Origin of the sequence: Parvularcula mediterranea, from assembly GCF_013085255.1 — a bacterium.
GTDB classification, from domain to species: Bacteria; Pseudomonadota; Alphaproteobacteria; order Caulobacterales; family Parvularculaceae; genus Parvularcula; species Parvularcula mediterranea.
The window spans coordinates 1,708,779-1,726,715 of sequence record NZ_JABFCX010000002.1 but is presented as its reverse complement, the minus strand read 5'-3'; the positions used below and the strand labels follow the sequence as shown (position 1 = coordinate 1,726,715).

Annotated in this window: 16 protein-coding genes, 1 tRNA gene and 1 pseudogene; 10 read left to right on the top strand and 8 right to left on the bottom strand. The window is 63.9% G+C overall.

Features of this window, described 5'->3' with window-relative positions; all coding sequences use genetic code 11:
* Positions 1 to 1,761: pseudogene (locus tag HK107_RS08915) on the bottom strand (hypothetical protein); the annotation flags it as partial.
* A gap of 208 nt (positions 1,762 to 1,969) precedes the next feature.
* On the opposite strand from HK107_RS08915, the gene HK107_RS08910 reads away from it, so the two are divergent.
* The 3 genes from HK107_RS08910 (at position 1,970) to HK107_RS08900 (ending at position 4,244) form a co-directional block, all read left to right on the top strand.
* Entirely contained in the window at positions 1,970 to 2,626 is a 657-nt protein-coding gene (locus HK107_RS08910; RefSeq protein WP_173198657.1) for a 50S ribosomal protein L25/general stress protein Ctc, read from the top strand.
* 147 nt (positions 2,627 to 2,773) lie between these two features.
* The gene (locus tag HK107_RS08905; protein ID WP_173198655.1) at positions 2,774 to 3,427 is read left to right on the top strand and encodes a DUF2959 family protein; all 654 of its coding nucleotides are present in this window, start codon (positions 2,774 to 2,776) and stop codon (positions 3,425 to 3,427) included.
* 73 nt (positions 3,428 to 3,500) lie between these two features.
* Complete coding sequence (locus HK107_RS08900) at positions 3,501 to 4,244, top strand: sterol desaturase family protein (RefSeq protein WP_173198653.1); 744 nt, start codon at positions 3,501 to 3,503, stop codon at positions 4,242 to 4,244.
* On the opposite strand, the gene HK107_RS08895 is transcribed toward HK107_RS08900, so the two are convergent.
* On the bottom strand, positions 4,225 to 5,457 hold the full coding sequence (locus HK107_RS08895) for an aminotransferase class V-fold PLP-dependent enzyme (RefSeq protein WP_173198651.1): 1,233 nt from the start codon (positions 5,455 to 5,457) through the stop codon (positions 4,225 to 4,227). The genes HK107_RS08900 and HK107_RS08895 overlap by 20 nt on opposite strands.
* Before the next feature lie 245 nt (positions 5,458 to 5,702).
* Between HK107_RS08895 and HK107_RS08890 the strand changes: the two genes are divergently transcribed.
* On the top strand, positions 5,703 to 6,620 hold the full coding sequence (locus HK107_RS08890) for an alpha/beta hydrolase family protein (protein WP_173198649.1): 918 nt from the start codon (positions 5,703 to 5,705) through the stop codon (positions 6,618 to 6,620).
* Between the two features lie 253 nt (positions 6,621 to 6,873).
* Here HK107_RS08890 and HK107_RS08885 read toward each other — a convergent pair.
* From HK107_RS08885 to HK107_RS08875, 3 genes are all read right to left on the bottom strand, one after another.
* Positions 6,874 to 6,954: transfer RNA gene (locus HK107_RS08885), tRNA-Leu, on the bottom strand.
* 22 nt (positions 6,955 to 6,976) lie between these two features.
* Positions 6,977 to 7,405 (bottom strand): response regulator, encoded by a 429-nt coding sequence (locus tag HK107_RS08880; protein WP_173198648.1) that lies wholly within the window; start codon positions 7,403 to 7,405, stop codon positions 6,977 to 6,979.
* A gap of 47 nt (positions 7,406 to 7,452) precedes the next feature.
* Entirely contained in the window at positions 7,453 to 8,232 is a 780-nt protein-coding gene (locus tag HK107_RS08875) for a competence/damage-inducible protein A (protein ID WP_173198646.1), read from the bottom strand.
* An 81-nt stretch (positions 8,233 to 8,313) separates the two neighbouring features.
* Between HK107_RS08875 and sfsA the strand changes: the two genes are divergently transcribed.
* The 5 genes from sfsA (at position 8,314) to HK107_RS08850 (ending at position 14,542) form a co-directional block, all read left to right on the top strand.
* Complete coding sequence (gene sfsA, locus HK107_RS08870) at positions 8,314 to 9,030, top strand: DNA/RNA nuclease SfsA (RefSeq protein ID WP_173198644.1); 717 nt, start codon at positions 8,314 to 8,316, stop codon at positions 9,028 to 9,030.
* Positions 9,031 to 9,097: 67 nt separating this feature from the next.
* On the top strand, positions 9,098 to 9,451 hold the full coding sequence (locus HK107_RS08865) for a sulfite exporter TauE/SafE family protein (RefSeq protein WP_173198642.1): 354 nt from the start codon (positions 9,098 to 9,100) through the stop codon (positions 9,449 to 9,451).
* A 69-nt stretch (positions 9,452 to 9,520) separates the two neighbouring features.
* Entirely contained in the window at positions 9,521 to 11,509 is a 1,989-nt protein-coding gene (gene parE, locus HK107_RS08860; protein WP_173198640.1) for a DNA topoisomerase IV subunit B, read from the top strand.
* 223 nt (positions 11,510 to 11,732) lie between these two features.
* A complete protein-coding gene (gene cobT, locus HK107_RS08855; RefSeq protein ID WP_173198638.1) occupies positions 11,733 to 13,595 on the top strand; it encodes a cobaltochelatase subunit CobT in 1,863 nt (620 codons plus the stop codon).
* Positions 13,592 to 14,542, top strand: a complete 951-nt coding sequence (locus HK107_RS08850) for an esterase-like activity of phytase family protein (RefSeq protein WP_173198636.1) — start codon at positions 13,592 to 13,594, stop codon at positions 14,540 to 14,542. The genes cobT and HK107_RS08850 overlap by 4 nt, the downstream gene beginning before the upstream one ends.
* Positions 14,543 to 14,552: 10 nt before the next feature.
* Here HK107_RS08850 and HK107_RS08845 read toward each other — a convergent pair whose 3' ends face one another.
* Positions 14,553 to 15,299, bottom strand: coding sequence for a hypothetical protein (locus tag HK107_RS08845; RefSeq protein WP_173198634.1), 747 nt, complete (start codon positions 15,297 to 15,299; stop codon positions 14,553 to 14,555).
* 44 nt (positions 15,300 to 15,343) lie between these two features.
* Positions 15,344 to 15,628 carry a 50S ribosomal protein L28 gene (gene rpmB / locus HK107_RS08840; RefSeq protein WP_173198632.1) on the bottom strand — a complete coding sequence of 95 codons (285 nt, stop codon included), beginning with the start codon at positions 15,626 to 15,628 and terminating at the stop codon, positions 15,344 to 15,346.
* A gap of 156 nt (positions 15,629 to 15,784) precedes the next feature.
* On the opposite strand from rpmB, the gene HK107_RS08835 reads away from it, so the two are divergent.
* Complete coding sequence (locus tag HK107_RS08835; protein WP_173198630.1) at positions 15,785 to 16,732, top strand: DUF3108 domain-containing protein; 948 nt, start codon at positions 15,785 to 15,787, stop codon at positions 16,730 to 16,732.
* 13 nt (positions 16,733 to 16,745) lie between these two features.
* On the opposite strand, the gene HK107_RS08830 is transcribed toward HK107_RS08835, so the two are convergent.
* Positions 16,746 to 17,912: a LysM peptidoglycan-binding domain-containing M23 family metallopeptidase gene (locus tag HK107_RS08830; protein WP_173198628.1), complete on the bottom strand. Its 1,167-nt coding sequence runs from the start codon at positions 17,910 to 17,912 to the stop codon at positions 16,746 to 16,748.
* Positions 17,913 to 17,937: the final 25 nt, after the last annotated feature.

The following is a 17,937-nucleotide window of genomic DNA, read 5'->3' as shown; positions in this document are numbered from 1 at the left end:
CGTGTTCCCGGCGTCACGCCCGGCAAGCTCTTCTGCGATCGCAAGGCCCGCCTCATAGGATGACAGCGCGCCGGGAAGGTCTCCCTGCGCTCTCCGGACATCGCCGATCTTGTTATGGCTGACCGACAGGTCACGCTGCCATTCCGTGTTCCCGGCGTCACGCCCGGCAAGCTCTTCTGCGATCGCAAGGCCCGCCTCATAGGATGACAGCGCGCCGGGAAGGTCTCCCTGCGCTCTCCGGACATCGCCGATCCTGTCATGGCTGACCGACAGGTCACGCTGCCATTCCGTGTTCCCAGCGTCACGCCCGGCAAGCTCTTCCCGGATCGCAAGGCCCGCCTCATAGGATGACAGCGCGCCGGGAAGGTCTCCCTGCGCTCTCCGGACATCGCCGATCTTGTTATGGCTGACCGACAGGTCACGCTGCCATTCCGTGTTCCCGGCGTCACGCCCGGCAAGCTCTTCTGCGATCGCAAGGCCCGCCTCATAGGATGACAGCGCGCCGGGAAGGTCTCCCTGCGCCACGCGGACATCGCCGAGTTCGTTGTTTCCGACGGATCGGTCGCGGTCGTCTTCTGCGGCCGCCAGCGCCTTACGTGCGGCGACTTCCGCATCCTTCAGACGCCCGTCGATTTTCAGAAAACGGGAGAGTTTGACCCAATCCCAGAACACCGGCGCCCCGGCGCAGACCTTCTCCATCGCAAGGACGGCGGTCTTGATGCGGACAAATTGGGCGAGGTCCGCGATATCGCGGTAACGCTGGACCGCAGTCTCCATCTCTCTCTCGGCGCGGGCCACGAGCAGGTCAAAACCGTCGTCGACTGCACCCTCAGCCAGCAGTTCCGACGCTCGCTCATCCACCTTGTCGTCCGAGGTGACGATATGCTCGATAGCTTCAGCCTGATCCTCGCGGGCAGCGGGGGAAGCGTCCTTGTCACCGAGCGAATTCGTGAGCTTTTCTATCAGAGCATCCTGATGACGAAACCTCGCCAAGAGCTCTTTATGCTGCGTATCACCCTGCGCGGCCAGATCGTCTATTTTCTCGCCAAGGAACTTCTCGGCCCCGTCGATGCGATCCAGGATCGCTTGGGTTGACTGGGCGTGGGCCACTTTCAGCTGCGCGATACCGTCCTTCGTTTCGCGCTGAAGGATCACCCCGTACGCCCTTCTGAACTCAGGCCGCCTTTCGCTCTTGAACTCCTGCCAGAGGGCTCCACGGAAGTAGGCGAGGTACCCCGATGGCTCGGTAAACAGTGAAGCGGCTCTCTCCGCTGCAAGCGAATCCCGACGCCGCCAGTCTTCAATGTCGCTGTCGAATTGCGACCGGGCTGCGTCAGCAAGACGGCTACCGAAGCCTGCCGACAGTTCGTGCGGATCGAGGTCGTGATCGCTGAGGGCCCAGTCGAGTGCCGACCGCCATTCCGCTGTCAGTGCCTCAAGACGGGCACGCGGGAGTTCCTTGCTGAGAAGCAGATACTGCTCGGCGATAAAACGAAGCGCTAGCTTCGGTTGTGGAGGGCCGACGTGCAGGCTGAAGCGTTTCGGAGGGTGTTGCTCCCTCGTGAGAAGGAAAACCTCTCGGGCGGAGCGATAGTGTGCTGTGAGAAGCGCGCGGCCAATATGTTCGTTGGTCTCATCATCGAGACGGCGCGCGCGGTCGCAGATATCTCTGTACTTCGCGATCGTCCCCGCGACCACGCCGGTGGTGGCGATGTCAGCCGCGATGGATAAACAGGTCACCTCGCCGAGGATTGGGATCATCACGCACGCCCTTCAACAGGTTACGTATGGTTCCATCGGTAAGGCTGCAAGGCGCGGGTTCAGTGACTTCGCACTTGCCATCCCTGCCCTTTTCCCCTACCCGCCGCGCTTCCAGGAAACCCGGGTCCTGCTGCTTCGCTCTTGGCGGCTGGGCTCTTCTTCCGGGGGCCGGAGGTCCGGTCTGCGGGATGAATGAGAGGAGAGAGCCATGTCTGACGCTTTTGAATTCGAATGTGAGCCCCGCAAGCGCTCCGGCACCGGCGGCTCGCGCGCCGTTCGCCGTGACGGCTGGGTCCCTGCCATCATCTATGGCGGTGACGAAGAGCCGATGAACATCAAGATGAAGTACAACGAGGTGCTCAAGGCGTACAACACGGGCAACCTGATTGACGTGATGTCGATCGTGAAGCTCGAAGGCAAAGACCAGCGCGTCATCGGCCGTGACATCCAGGTGGACCCGATCAAGGACCTGCCGATGCATGTCGACCTGATGCGCGTCAACGCCAAGACCCGCGTGACCGTCAACGTTCCTGTCCGCTTCCTCAACGAAGAGACCTGCCCGGGCCTCAAAGAAGGCGGTGTCCTCAACGTCGTGCGCCACGACGTGGAAGTGGTCGCGCCGGCTACCGAGATCCCCGAAGCGCTCGAGTTCGACCTGTCGGCGAAAGAGCTCTCGGACACGATCAACATCTCCGACACGTCGCTGCCTAAGGGCGTCGAGGTGACCATCACCGACCGCGACTTCACCATCGCGACCATCGCCGCTCCGTCGGGCCTCAAGTCGCAAGAGGCTGAGGACGACGACGAAGAGGTCGCACCCGACGAGGTCCCGGCCACCGAGGTCAAGGACGACGACGCCGAGTAAGGCGCCCCTGCCCTTTTCGGGCAGATCAGAATTACGGAGGCCGGTGCAGGATGCTGCGCCGGCCTTTTCTTTTCGCCGACTGCAGTTCGCTGGCCTGTCACGTGGTTTTGGGTTGGGAAGCAGGGCGGAACCCGCCATATTGAAGGCATGGTCTTTCGCGCTCCTTCCGCCATCGCCCTTCTTCTCGGCAGCGTCGTCGTCTCCGGCTGCGCGAGCACCTATTACCAGGCGCTCGAGAATGTCGGGATCGAGAAGCGGGACCTCCTGGTCCGGCGGGTGGATAATGCGCGGGATGCGCAGGCTGGCGCGCAGGAAGAGTTCAAGGACGCGCTGACCCAGTACCGTGAGCTCGTGAACTTCGACGGCGGTGACCTTGCGGCGACCTATGACCGGCTTTCCAAGCAATATGCGAAGCTCGAGGGCGAGGCGAATGTCGTGCGCTCGCGGATCGATTCCATCGAGAATGTTGGCTCTGCGCTGTTCCGGGAGTGGCGGCAGGAGCTGAACGACTACTCCTCCGCCGACCTGCGTCGCCGCTCGGAGCAGCAGTTGCGCGATACCGAGGCCCGCTATGAGCAGGTGCTCTCCGCGATGAATGCTGCTGCGGACCGGATGGACCCCGTGATGGAGGTCTTCGAGGACCAGGTGCTGTTCCTGAAGCACAACCTCAACGCCCGCGCGATTGCTGGGCTAGACGCCGAGCTGGCGCAGATCGAGACGCGGGTTGATGCCCTGATCCGAGAGATGGACCGGGCGATTGCCGAGGCCGAAGCGTTCATTGCGGCGATGCCTGCTTCCTGAGCCTCTGGCTTGGGCGTGCCGGGAGAACTCAACCAGAGTTCCCAAGGGGCGGGAAAGGGCCTAGGTCCTTCCGGTGACGCTGTACCTGACCATCGCGACGATTGCTCTGCTCGGCCTTTGGCTGGCGGCGGAGCGTCTGCGTCCGGCGTTCTCGTCGGGCCAAGGTGGCGGCAGGATTGTGCGCAATGTGCTGCTCGGTGTCGTCGGCCTCGGGGCGACCTTTGCGATCGTCACGCCGGTCTCGCTGACGGCAGCGCAGTTCGGGGCGCCGTGGCGCGAGACGTGGCCGATGTGGGTCCGTGTGCTGACGGACCTCTTTATCCTCGAGTTCTTCATCTACTGGTGGCATCGCGCCAACCATGAGGTGCCGTTCCTGTGGCGGTTTCACAGGGTGCACCATTATGACGGCTTTCTCGATGTGACCTCGGCGCTCCGGTTTCATCCGGGCGAGGTGATCCTATCGGCGCTGGTGCGCGGGGTTTATGTCCTGCTGTTCGATGTCTCCGTGCCGGCGATCCTGATCTTTGACGCTGCGGTGGTGATTGCTGCGGGCTTCCACCATTCGAACCTGAGGCTCGGGCAGAAGGCCGACGACGTTTTGCGGAAGGTCGTGGTGTCGCCGGACCATCACCGGATCCATCATATCCCTGAGCGTCGGTATACAGACAGCAATTACGGCACGCTGACCACGTTCTTCGATCGGTTCTTTGGCAGCTATGAAGAGGCGCCGCGCAAGGGTGCCTATGGTGTCGAGGGCGCGGAAGACAAGCCGTTCACGGATCTGATGACGGACCCGTTCAGGTCACCTTCGACCTGACCTTGAACGCGGGACGGTCCCAGCTTCCGGTCACCAAGATATCCTCGAGCACATCCATCGCTGCCCAGAGCTGAGCGTAGGACAGGAAGAGCGGCGACAGGCCGAAGCGGATGGTCGTGGGCTCGCGGAAATCGCTCTCGATGGAGTGCGCTGCAAGGGCTTTGACCACGGCGAAGCCTTGCGCGTGGGTGAAGCTGACATGCCCTCCCCGCTCGGCGCGATCCCTTGGCGATGCTCCGCTGACGCCGTACTTCGCGAGGCCTTCGATACGTGAGAGCACCATGTCGCCCATCGTGCCTGCCTTGGCATGGAGGTCTGCAGGGGTGACGCTCTCGAATGCCGCAAGTGCACCATCGAGGGCGGAGAGTGAGAGGATCGATGGCGTGCCGACCGTGAAGCGCTCGACACCCTCAGCAGGCTGATAGTTGGGATCGAAGGCGAAGGGTTTCACGTGGCCGAGCCAGCCGGGCATGGGGTTCTGGAGCTTCTCAACGATCCCGGGTGCGGCGTAGAGGAAGGCGGGCGCGCCGGGGCCGCCATTGAGGTATTTGTAGGTGCAGCCAGCGGCGAGCTTTGCGCCGTCCGCTTCGAGCGCGACGGGGACGATGCCAACGGCATGGCTCAAGTCCCAGACGATCATGGCGCCGTGCTTCTCGGCCTCTGCCTCGTAGGCGGCAACGTCTGCGATGAGGCCAGAGCGATAGCCGACGAGGCTTTTGATCAGGACGCCGCCCTTTGCGAGCGCATCGAAGGCCGTGCCCGCTTTGAGGCGGTCGAACACCGCGCCGGAGAGGCCTGACAGGCCCTCAGCGATGTACTGGTCAGTCGGAAATTCGTCATCCTCGACCATGATCGTCTTGGTGCGGACGTGCGGTAGGGCGGCGCCTGCGAGCTTGAAGAGGTTTACCGAGACGGAGTCGGCGATCAGGACGTTTTCGGGCGCTGCGCCGATGAGCGGGGCGAGCCTGCCGCCGACTTTCTTGGCGAGATCGATCCAGCCGGCCTTGTTCCAGCTGGCGACGAGGCCCCCGGCCCATTCTTGACGAGCGGCCTCCTCCACCCGGGCGATCGCCGTTCGGGTTGCCGGGCCGAGAGAGTGGCCGACGAGGTAGGTGAGGCCCTCAGGCATCTCGAAGAGCGCGCGGCGGCTGGCGAGCGGGTCTGCTGCGTCGAAGGCTGCGGCTTCTTCGGCGGAGGTCGGAAAGTCTGACATGGGGCGGGTTCTTGGGGGTTTTGGGGAGCGTTGGAAAGTGGGGGCTAAGGAGTGCGCGACTTCACCTCTCCCCAAGGGAGAGGTCGAAATCTTTGATTTCGGGTGAGGGTTTTTCCGCGCCGGACGCCGAAATTTCTCGCCCTCGATCCCTCTCCCACAGGGAGAGGGAGGCGGAACCTCCGACCATGGGAACAGTGACAGGGGCTGCGAGCGCTTCTACCGTCTCGCCACTCAGGAGGAACATCATGCGTCTCGTTGCTGCTCTCGCTCTCGGCCTGTCCGTCCTCGCCTGCGCGGATGCTCCGCCTGCTGCTGATGCGGTGGCCGAGCCTGCGCCTCTGATGCAGTGGCCGGACCTGACGTCGGGGGAGCTGCCTGAGCCTCAGGCGACGCTGCGCTATCGCGAGGGCGACGCTGGCGTTGTGGATGTCTGGGTGCCGGATGGTGAGGGTCCTCATCCGCTCGTCCTGATGATCCATGGTGGCTGCTGGCAGAAGGCGATCGCAGACCGTACGCTGATGAATTATGCAGCCGAAGACCTGCGGCAGCGGGGCATGGCGGTCTGGAACATCGAGTATCGCGGCGTGGATGAGGCAGGCGGCGGGTATCCGGGGACGTTTCTTGATGTGACGGAAGCGGTGGACCTGATCTCCGAAGCGCCTACGGAGCTGAACCTTGATACGAGCCGGGTGGTGGCGTTCGGACACTCGGCGGGCGGGCACTTGGCAGCGTGGGCTTCGGCGCGGAGGAACCTGCCTGGCGGAAGCGCGCTGCGCCGTGAGCCGCATCAACCGATTGCAGCTGTAGTGGTTTCCGGCGGTCTTGCTGATCTTGAGATGTCGGAGCCGGTGACGCTGAAGAGCTGCCTTGCCGATGTCATGGAGCTTCTGACGGGGCCCGTGACAGACGAGCGGCCGGATGTGCTGCGGGAGACGTCGCTGGCTGGGCTTCTTCCTCCGCAGGCAGAGCAGATCAGCGTCAACGCAACGCGCGACAGGATCGCGCCTCCGCTGCTGGGTGAGGCCTATACGAATGCCGTGCTGCGCGCCGGTGGCGAGGCGCGGTATGTGGAGGTGCCCGGCGGGCATGTGGAGCTGATTGCTCCGGGCACGGAGGCCTGGGATGTGCAGGCGGGGCTTTTGATGGAGGCGCTGGGGCTTTGATGGTTCTTCCTGAGGGGAGCCACTGCCGTGGCCTTCTTCGCCTTCAAAACCTCCCCCGGAGGTTTTGATCCGCTTTGCGGACCATCTCCGAAGCCCTCACCCTCGATCCCTCTCCCCTAGGGAGAGGGAGGCGGTACCTGCGCCGCTGTTCATTCATCCCGACGGTTCCGCTCGAAGGCGCACAAGCGTGCGTCCGGCGCTTCTGCACCGCCCCATCGGAGGCGCTGCACGCCGTGAGATAGAAAACGTAACGTACGGGCGGAGGGACTCGAACCCTCACGGCCAAGGCCTGCGGATTTTAAGTCCGCTGCGTCTACCATTCCGCCACGCCCGCGCGTTCGGGTCTTATGGACTGATCAGGGGGTCGCTGACAATGCGGGAGCTTCGCGGAGTGCCGCTGCCCGGTGCGGCGTCAGGAGCGTATCGAGGATCTGCTCCACAAGTTCCGCGGTGATCGGCTTTGGAACCACGAGATGCTCCGAGAACTGACCGAGGGTCGCGGCGGTTGCGGGGCCGTAGGACGTCACAAAGGCGAAAGGCACGCCGCGGGCACGGAGGATCGAGCCAGCTTCGGCCGACGAACCTCCATCAAGCGAGACATCGAGGAGCGCTGCGCAGATCGTTTCGTCTTCGGCCAATCGTGCAGCCTGCTTGGCGGAGACTGCCGGGCCAATGACGCGCCAGCCCTGCGCCTGCAGGACGCTGACGGTGGCGTGCGCCTGTACGGGATCATCCTCGCAAACGAGCACGGCGTTCTGCCTGTGATGGCGTTCTCTCTCGACCATGATGAGGATAACGCCAAAAGATGGTCACAGTTCGCCTAATCTTTTTCCTAAGATTGACGCGGTCTTCCCTCAAGGATCTCAGCATCGACCCCTTGCGCTGAAAAAAGCGCCTTCACGGCGAGGGCAGCCTGCTCCGCGGTGGCCGGATTGTGGGAGCTGCAGACGATGGAAAGCTGGCCGCCCTGCCCTGTTGGGCCGGGATAGGAGCCGATCTTCAGGCCCTTGAGGGCGATCTGCAGGTCCTTGAGGCCGTCAGCGATCTGACTTTCGCCGATGGTGCCTGCGACGGTGTAGACCGTCTCCTTCGGCCCCTCAGGGAGGGTCGGCAGGACGCGGGCAAGCATGTCCTCGAAGATCGCAGGCACCCCGGCCATGACGTAGACGCCCTTGAGCGAGAAGCCCGGCGCGCCGGAGATGCCGTTCTCGATCAGCTCCGCGCCGTCGGGGATGCGCGCCATGCGGCGGCGGGCGTCGGTGACGTCTTCGCCCCTGGCTGCGTAGTGCTTGCGGAGGATGGCCATCGCGTCCTCACGCTCGCCGATCTGGACCTGCAGGGCGGAGGCGACGGCGTCGGCGGTGATGTCGTCATGGGTCGGGCCGATCCCGCCCGAGGTGAACACGATGTCCGCGCGCTTCTTCAGGGACCTGAGCGCCTTGACGATGGAGATCTCCTCGTCGGGAACGACGCGCACTTCGATCAGCGGAAGACCGCGCTCGTGAAGCTTCTGGGCGAGGTGGTGGGAGTTGGAATCACGCGTCCGGCCTGAGAGGAGCTCGTCTCCGATGAGGAGGCAGGCGACGCGGGGGTATTTCGGGAGGTCGGTCATCGGCGGCTTATAGATGCGCTCGCGGAGGATCACACCCCGTTTGCCGTGACAGAGGCGAAGAACCGCGCTTTGGATGCTGCCATGCTTTTCGACCCGCCCCTTGAGCCTGCAACCCTCCTCCGCCGCTACAAGCGCTTCCTTGCCGATGTCGCCCATCCCGATGGGCGGGAGGAGACGGTGCACTGCCCGAACCCAGGCGCGATGCTGGGGGTGGCGCCCGAGGGCGCGCCCTGCTGGCTGAGCCGTTCGGCGAACAAGGCGCGGAAGCTGCCGCTAACGCTGGAGGTGGTGGATTGCCCGAGCTCTCCGGGCGGGACGGTGCCTGTGGGGATCAATACGAACCTGCCGAACAAGCTGGCGGTGGAAGCGATCAAGGCGGGCCTCGTCGAGGGGATCGATCCTGAAGGCGAGCTTCGGAAGGAAGTCCGCTACGGCGAGGAGAAGTCGCGGATCGACCTCCTCCAGCCGGGCGAGCGGGACCTCTATATCGAGGTGAAGAATTGCCACCTCCTGCGCCGGGAAGACGGCGTGGCGGAGTTTCCGGACTGCGTGACGGCCCGGGGCCTCAAGCACCTGCGCGAGCTGGTCCGGGCGCAGGAGACGGGCGCGGATGCCCTCCTCCTCTTCATCGTCCAGCGCGGTGATGCGGAGGCGGTGAAGGCTGCCGCCGATCTCGACCCGAAATATGCCGAGGGCCTGAGCTGGGCCGCTGAAAATGGCGTCCACATGCGGGCCGTCGTCTGTGATGTGACGCCACAAGGGGTCAGCCCCCGCGCTCCCGTCCCGGTCTTGGTGTGAAGATTTCACGCCTGCCCTAGCCGGAGATGCCGTCCGCCCTTACCTTGAGTTCAGGAAGGCAGGGCTCATGCTTCTTTGGCGCATCATTGGGAACGTGGTCGGTGCCGCGCTTGTGCTGATCGGCATTCCGCTGACCCTGTCGCCCATCCCTCTGGGCCTCCTGATCCTTTTCATCGGCGTGGTGATCCTCGTCGCGTCGAACCCCTATGCGGCGAAGCTCCTCAAGGCGATGCGCAAGCGCTGGCCCTGGCTCAACCGCTTCTTCCGCAAGGCGGAGAACGTGCTGCCTGATGAGCTGGCCGGCCCTCTCCACGAGACGGAGAGCGACGAGGACGAGGACAGCGAGAAGACGCCCGAGCGCGCGACAGCCTCCCTTGGCGAACCTATGCGGCGGGTAACTATCCCCAGACGGCTCCGTTAGCCTTTCACTGGCGGGCAGATCAGCCTAAGCGCTGACGTTCCTTATCCGTTCCGAACTGCCGGAGAGAGCATGTCCGCGACCCGCCGCGCCCCCAAGGCCGATTCCTACAGCGCCAAGGATATCGAGGTCCTTGAAGGCCTCGAGCCCGTCCGCAAGCGCCCCGGCATGTATATCGGCGGCACCGACGAGCGCGCCCTGCACCACCTCTTCGCCGAGGTGCTCGACAACTCGATGGACGAAGCCGTGGCAGGCCATGCGACCCGGATCGAGGTTCATCTTGATGCTGACGGTTACCTCACCGTTGGCGACAATGGTCGCGGCATCCCGATCGACAAGCACCCTAAGTTCAAGACCAAGTCGGCGCTCGAAGTCATCATGACGACCCTCCACGCGGGCGGTAAGTTCTCGAACAAGGCCTATGCGACCTCCGGTGGTTTGCACGGTGTCGGTATCTCGGTGGTCAATGCGCTTACGGATGATCTCTCCGTCGAGGTGGCGCGGGACCAGGAGCTCTATCGCCAGACCTATTCGCGGGGGCTTCCGACCTCGAAGCTGAAGAAGGTCGGCAAGGCGCCCAACCGGCGCGGAACGACGGTGAAGTTCCATCCGGACCCTGAGATCTTCGGGAAGAAGCTTGCTTTCAAGCCCTCGCGGCTTTTCCGGATGGCGAAGTCGAAGGCCTACCTCTTTGGCGGGGTGGAGGTGCGCTGGTCCTGCGACAAGGCGCTTCTTCAGGAGAATGATCCGACGCCTGAGAAAGAAACCCTGCGGTTCCCCGGCGGCTTGCGCGACTATCTCGCCTCGATCGTCGGTGAGCGGCCTACGGTGACGTCGTCTTTATTCTCAGGACGTGTGCAGAAGGATGGCGGCCACGGCACGGTGGAGTGGGCCATCGCCTGGGGCGGCGCCGGTTTCCAGAGCCCCGCTGGCCAGATGGCGGACGGCTTCACCTCCTCCTACTGCAACACGATCCCGACGCCCGAAGGCGGCACCCACGAGCAAGGCTTCAGGCAGGCCCTTACCCGCGGCCTCAAGGCCTATGCGGAGATGACCGGCAACAAGAAGGCCGCGTCGATCACTGCGGAAGATGTTCTGGGTACGGCAGCGGCTGTGCTGTCGGTCTTCGTCTCGAACCCTGAGTTCCAGGGCCAGACCAAGGACAAGCTCGCCACGGTCGAGGCGCAGAAGATCGCTGACAGCGTCGTGCGCCCGGCCTTCGACCATTGGCTTGCGGACCATCCCAAGGAAGCGGAGAAGCTCCTCCAGCACGTCATCGACCAGGCCGAGGCCCGGGTTCGTCGGCGTAAGGAGAAAGAGGTGCAGCGCGCCTCAGCCATGAAAAAGCTCCGCCTGCCCGGCAAGCTCGCGGACTGCACCGCGAAGGATAGGACGGGCACGGAGATCTTCCTCGTCGAGGGCGACTCGGCTGGCGGCTCTGCCAAGCAGGCGCGGAATCGCGAGAAGCAGGCGATCCTCCCCTTACGCGGCAAGATCCTGAACGTCGCGAGCTCCACCCGCGACAAGATCATGGCCAACCAGGAGGTGATGGACATCGCCCTCGCGCTCGGTGTCGGGCTGGGCAAGAACTTCGACGTGAACGATCTCAGGTACGACAAGGTCATCATCATGACCGATGCCGACGTCGATGGAGCCCACATCGCGGCGCTACTGATGACGCTGTTCTTCGTGGAGATGCCGGAGCTCGTGAATGCCGGGCACCTCTACCTCGCCCAGCCCCCGCTCTACCGCCTCAGCCATGGCGGAAAGACGGTCTACGCCCTCGACGATGCCCAGCGGGAAAAGCTGCGTGCGGAGGAATTTGCTGCGAATGCTAAGGTAGACGTCGGACGCTTCAAGGGCCTCGGCGAGATGAACGCCGCGGACCTCAAGGACACGACCATGAACCCCGCAACGCGCCAGCTCGCCCGCGTTCAGCTCCCCGACGAGTTCGATCAAGCGTCTGACCTCTTCGGCCGCCTGATGGGCAAGAAAGCCGAGCCGCGCTTCCAGTTCATTCAGGACAACGCCGCCTTTGCGCAGGAAGCCTTGGACGTTTGAGGCCATGCCGTTTGGTCTCCTGAGGCGGGAGAAACCCCGGATCATCTACGAGCGAGGGATCGCGTTTCGCGAGAGGCGGCACGCCGACGGCTCGGTCTCTTGGGAAGAGCTCCGCGCGCCCTTCTGGCGAAGGGTGCTCAGCCACCTCCTCGGCCGGAAAACGTAGCGCTTCGCCGCAAGGGTTCGGGCTGACATTCGGGGCGCTGCGCCTTAAGTCCCGCTGATGGATCATCAAGAGAGCCCGTCTGAGCGTTTCAAGCGTGTGATTGCCTCCGCGACGCGGGCGATTGCGGCTGAGCCCGATGCCGAGGTGAAGTTTGGCGGGGATCAGCCTGTTGTGGCAGGGAATGAGGCGCGGTTGCCGCTTCCACCCCGGAGGCTCGACAAGAAGAAGGTATCCGTCAGCCGCGGCCAGGCGGATAGCGCGGCGCTCAGGCTCGCGCACCATGATCAGGCGCTGCACATGCAGCTTCAGCCTGAGAACCCTGAAGGGCGGGCCCTCTTCCAGCTGCTTGAGGACATGCGCTGTGAGGCGCTGGGGTCGAACGCGCTGAAGGGCATTGGCGACAATCTCGACGCGGCGCTGGACCGGCGGCTCGAGGAGAAGGGCTATAAGAGGATGGAGGACCGGCAGGATGTGCCGGTTCAGGACATCGTTTCTCTTCTCGCGCGGGAGCGGATGACGGGCCGGGCGGTGCCGAAATCTGCCGAGAAGCTGGTCGACCTCTGGCGAGAGGAAATCGAGAACACCGCTGGCGAAGCGCTCGATGCGCTGGCTGAGCATGCGGCGCACGGCGACCAGACGGCATTCTCTGACCTCGCGCGGAGCCTGATCGAGGCGCTCGACCTTGGTGACAAGACTGGCGAGGAGGACACCGACCAGAAGGACGACGAAGACGCGCCGCCGGACGAGAACGAGCAACCTGATATGGATGCTCAGTCCGAGGATGATCAAGACACCGAGAATGGTGGCGAGCAGCCCGAGGACCAGACCCCTGATTTTGGCGAGGCCAATGATGGCGATGCGGAGATCAACGACGATCCGCAGCAGCTTGATGAAGGCGACCCCCGCGACGATGCGGGCGACGAGGCGCCGATCCTGCGCCGGGAGACGCTGGGTGATTCTGGTGAGGTCTATCGTGCGTACACGACAGAGTTCGATCAGGTGGCCCATGCCCATGAGCTTTGCGCACCGGAAGAGCTGGCGCGGCTGAGGAACCAGCTCGATGGCCAGCTTGAGACGCTGCACGCGGTTGTGGCGCGGCTGGCGAACAGGCTGCACCGGAGGCTGCTCGCTCAGCAGAACCGGGCTTGGCAGTTTGACCTCGACGAAGGAGTGCTCGATGCTGCGAGGCTGAGCCGTGTGGTGACGGACCCGTTCCAGCCCCTCTCCTTCAAGCAAGAGCAGGAGCAGGAGTTCCGCGATACGACGGTGACGCTCCTACTCGACAATTCAGGATCGATGCGTGGGCGTCCTATCTCGGTGGCGGCGATCTGCGCGGATATTCTCGCGCGGACGCTGGAGCGGTGCGCGGTGAAGACCGAAGTGCTGGGCTTTACGACCATGGCCTGGAAAGGCGGTAAGTCTCGGGAGAAATGGGTCGCAGACGGACGGCCCAAGCATCCCGGGCGCCTGAACGACCTCCGGCACATTATCTACAAATCGGCCTCGGCTCCCTGGCGGAGGACGCGGGACAATCTCGGGCTGATGCTCAAGGAGGGACTCCTCAAGGAGAACATCGACGGCGAGGCGCTCCTCTGGGCCCATGACCGGCTAATGGCGCGGCCAGAGCAGCGGCGTATCCTGATGGTGATCTCGGACGGCGCGCCGGTCGATGACACGACGAGCTCGGCCAATGGCGGCAGCTATCTCGAGCGGCACCTGCGCGAGGTGATTGCGCAGATCGAAAACCGCTCGCCGATCGAGCTTCTCGCGATTGGTATCGGGCACGATGTCACGAGATTTTATCGAAGGGCGATTACCATCTCCGACGTCGATCAGCTGGGCGGTGCGATGACCGAGCAGTTGGCGGCGCTGTTCGAAGATGAGAGCCGGGCCCCTCGCCCGCGTAGGAAACGCGCATGATCTCAATGCTTCTGGCCGCTTCGGCCCTAGCCGCGGCAGACATGCCCGCACCCATCCGTGTGCGTGCCTTTCCGGGCCTTGGTGAGAATGGCCTCGAGATTGGCTGCATGACCATGGTGTCGGGGCACGTCCTCTTCGGACCGGAAGCTTTTGGCGGCTATTCCGGGATGCACCTCGATGAGGAGCAGAAGAAGCTCACACTTCTCTCTGACCGGGCGCACCTCCTCTTTGCTGATGTCGAGATCAGCGATGAGGGCGAAGTGGTCAGCCTGTCGAACGGCGTGATGCGCGAGATGGGCTTTGCTGCCCGCGAGATCCGGCCTGTGCGCGATACCGAAGCGTTGATCGGTGCCGATGGCGGGTTCTTCGTGTCACGTGAGCGGCGGCAGGACCTCGTGATGGTTGAGGTCGATGACCTGCGCGCAGAGGCTGTCCGTATCGAGATGAACTTCGGCGTTGTCGACGGCGTCGAGGGCAATGGCGGATATGAGGGCGTGACCGCCCTGCCCGGCGGCGGTTATGTTGCGATCCCCGAGACTGTTTTCGCCGGCGGCCTCTCCCCCGTGGTCATCGCGAAGGATGGCATCGCTGCGGCATCAGGCTTTCACAAACCCCGGGACGAGCATGCCGTCACCGATCTGAGCGTCGATGATCAAGGTGAGACCCTTTTAATCCTCGAGCGCGCCTATAGCCGGGCCAAGGGGCCGCGTGCGCGGATCGCTGCTGTGCCTGTGGGAGAGCTCGGGTCAGGTGCGACTGATGTCCTGCCTGCGGAGGAGCTTGGACGGCTGACGTTTCTTGACGGTGCCGACAACATGGAAGGCATGACGTTCTTCCGTGCAAAGAATGGCGCGCCGCATCTTCTTCTGATCTCGGACGACAATCACAACGACATCCAGCGCACGGTTCTGATGAGCCTGCGGCTGAACGAAAGCTGTCCGCTCTAGGGTCTGAACCCTAGTCGAAGCGGCCGCCGAGGCCCGCCTTCGGCACGATGAGCCTGCGGAGTGGGCCGTAGATCAGGACGAAGGCCAGAGAGATCGCCGTCGTGATGACGAGGTAGATCAGCATCCACCAGAGCCAGGGCGCGCCTGTCCCGGCGAAGGCTCCCGGGAAATAGATCAGTGCCTGGAAGCCGTAGCCGAAGGCTGCACCGAAGAATGGTGCCTTCCACCAGTTCCCGCCGCGCGTGATGTCGAAGACCCTTCCTGCGAAGAGCTGACCTGCCACCCAGGAAATGATCAGCACCGAAATGAAGCGGCCGCTCGGGAAGTCGCCGTCCTGAAGTTCCGGTGCAAGCTCGACGATCAGCATCGTGATGATCGAGAAGGTCAACGCCCACCCAAGCAGCGCCGAGCCGGCAACGGCCCCCGCGCCCCATCGCCTCGTCATGAGAATGGTCAGCAGAACGAGGAGCATCAGGAGCCCCTCGCCAAGGCTCATCCACGCGGACGGCCTGAGCCCTTGCGTCGGTGCGAAGGCGTCGAAGAGAGAGAGCGGAAGATCGAGGGTCAGGATCCCGAAGAGCTGCAAGGGCAGCATGATCCCGGCGAGAGCCAGGGCTTTCAGAAAGCCCTGAAGCGTGGCGCGCAGCCCTCGGACTGCCCGCTCACGCGAGTTCAGTTCACGGTCGTAGAAACGCTCCGTGACCATGGGCTCTATCGACTCAGAGCCCAGCCTTTTCGATGGCTTGGAAGCCGCCATTCGCCCCTCCCGCTTGCCGCCGGAAGGCGATCAAAGGAGATCAGTTAGGCCGACACTGCCGCAGCGATGTCTTTTTTCACCTTGCGGGCGCGGTCCGAGAGGACATCGTCCTTCGCCTTGGTGAGGAAAGCATCAAGACCGCCCACATGGTCCACCGAGCGCAGGGCTGCAGCGGAAATGCGGAACTTGAACTGACGGCCGAGCCGGTCGCTCATCAAGGTGACATTGCACAGATTCGGAAGGAAACGGCGCTTCGTCTTGTTCTGAGCGTGGGAAACGTTGTTGCCCACCATCGGCCTTTTGCCGGTGAACTCGCAGACGCGGGACATGGGGTGACCTCAAGCAAATCAAAAGAAATCGGAAGCGCGGCGCGTAGCGGCGAGACCTGAGCGCGTCAAGCGTTACAATGACGTGGGAAAGAGTTCCTTCCCTTTTCGCTGCGCTGCGAGACGTTTAGCTTTCTGAGGTATTATCGGGAAGTCCGTATGAGCAAAGTCAGGTCCACCATGGTTCGCGCTGCCGCCTGTTCCCTCCTCGCCCTCGGGGCTGCCTCCGCTGTCGTCAGTGACACGGGGCCCTACCCCGACCCCGGGACAGAGGCGTGGAAGAAGCTGTTTGCCGTGGACCCGACGGAGACGCCGCTTGGCGAGGCGCCGTTCGATATCGGCCGCGGCGTGACCTACAACACGACGCTGAAGGGGGAACTGGCTGGCCTCGATATCGGCCGGGTGTTCCTCGACGTGAAGGTCACGGACAAGGGCTACCGCGTGGATTACAAGATGGAGCAGCGCGGCATCGCCCGCTGGTTCTCCGATGGCGAGGCGGTGGCTGTCGCCGAGGGCCTCTTTGCGCCCCAGTCCTCCGACATTGTCTCCAGCTACTATTACAACCACGACTTCAACGGCGAAGACGACCAGCAGCGCACCGAGATCTATCGGGAGGCCGAAGCTGAGCGTTACCGCCTGTGGGCGTTGCCTGAGTACAATTTCCGTGAGCCCGTCTCGGTCGAGCAGGCTGAGGACGCCGTGGACCCCCTTGCCGCTCTCGTGGCGCTGGCCTTCACTCCTGTCGCTGAGGGCGGAGAGCCCTGCGACCGCGCGGTGCCTGTGCTTGATGGCCGGAGGCGATTCGATCTGGTGATGGAGCCCGACGGGCAGGAATACATCTCCAAGAACGGCCCGGGCCGGTTCAAGGGCGATGCCTACAAGTGCCGCCTCTTCCAGAAAAAAGTCGCTGGCTACAAAGAGAACGACCGAGGCGATATCGACGGCGAGATCTGGGTCTACATGGCCGAGGTTCCGGAAGCTGCGCGCTCCAAGCACCTCGCCTACGTGCCGGTAAAGATCGTCGCCCGCTCAGGGATCATCGGCGCTTCACTGCAGGCAAAGCGGCCGAAACTGATTGCCGACGATGGGACGGTGACGGAGCTCTGAAGCTCCGCCGCGCTTAGCGCTTCCTGAGGCTCGCAGCCGTCAGGGTCGCGCCGTCGAGCTCGCCCTGCATGGCGATGATCGGGTCCTGCGGCTGCAGGTTCTTGCGAAGCTGGAAGTGAAGCTGCGGACGGTCGACTGTGCCGCTGCGGCCCACCTTGGCGATCACCTGGCCCTGGCGGACATAGTCGCCCTTGCGGACGAGGATCGCGTCGGCGTGGGCGTAGGCGGAGACCCATCCGCCATCGTGCTTCACGAGGAGCAGATTGCCGAGGCCGTCGAGCTCATTGCCGCGATAGACCACTTCGCCGTCAGCCGAAGCGCGGACCGGTGCGCCGATCGGGGCGGCAATGTTGATGCCGTCGCTGCGGCCGCCGGTCTTCAGCGCATCACCGAAATCAGTGAGCACGGGGCCACGGACGGGCCAGGCGAAGGGGCTGCCGGCGCCAAGCTCAGGGAGCGAACGCGGGGTCATGGTCTCTTCGACCATCTTGCGGTCGAGCTGCTCCTGCACCGGACGGCGCACGGGCGCACGGGCTTCGAGAGCCTCCGAACGGGCCATGCGCGGAAGCTGCTGGGGAGCCTGCTGAAGCCCCGGGATAACGAGGCGCTGGTCGAGACTGATCGTGTAGGGCGCGCGAATGCTGTTGGCAGCGGCAAGCTGGGCCACCGACACGCCGAATCGGCGGGAGATCGAATACATCGTATCGCCCTGACGGACGATGTAATCCCCCGTGGTGACCGGAATGCGGCGGGTGCTCTCAAGAGCTGCAAGTTCACGGGCCGAGGGCATATCGCGGCGCGAGGTCGAGACCTCGCGGATGCGGGTCAGGTCCTCTTCGGGCTTCACGGGGATCAGGACCACCTGGCCGATTTCGAGGCCATAGGGGCGGCGCAGGCCATTCTTCTCGATGATCGCAGCAGGGCTGACATCATAGAGGCGGCCGAGGGCGTAGACGGTCTCCCGCGGCTCGACCACGTGCTCGATCTCGCCGGTGGGCTCGGGCGCATCGCGGTCCGCGTAGCTGAGAACCTGCGGTGCTTCGCTGGAGTAGCCCGGGTCCGTGCCGTAGCGGACTGGCACCTGCTGGGCGTGCGCGGCATCGAGAATGATCGCGGCACAGGCAGCGGTGACCAGGGCCAGGCTGGAGACTGGGAGGAAGCGCTTCTTCAGGGTCGTCATGACAGGCTCCGCAGGGGGTGTCGGA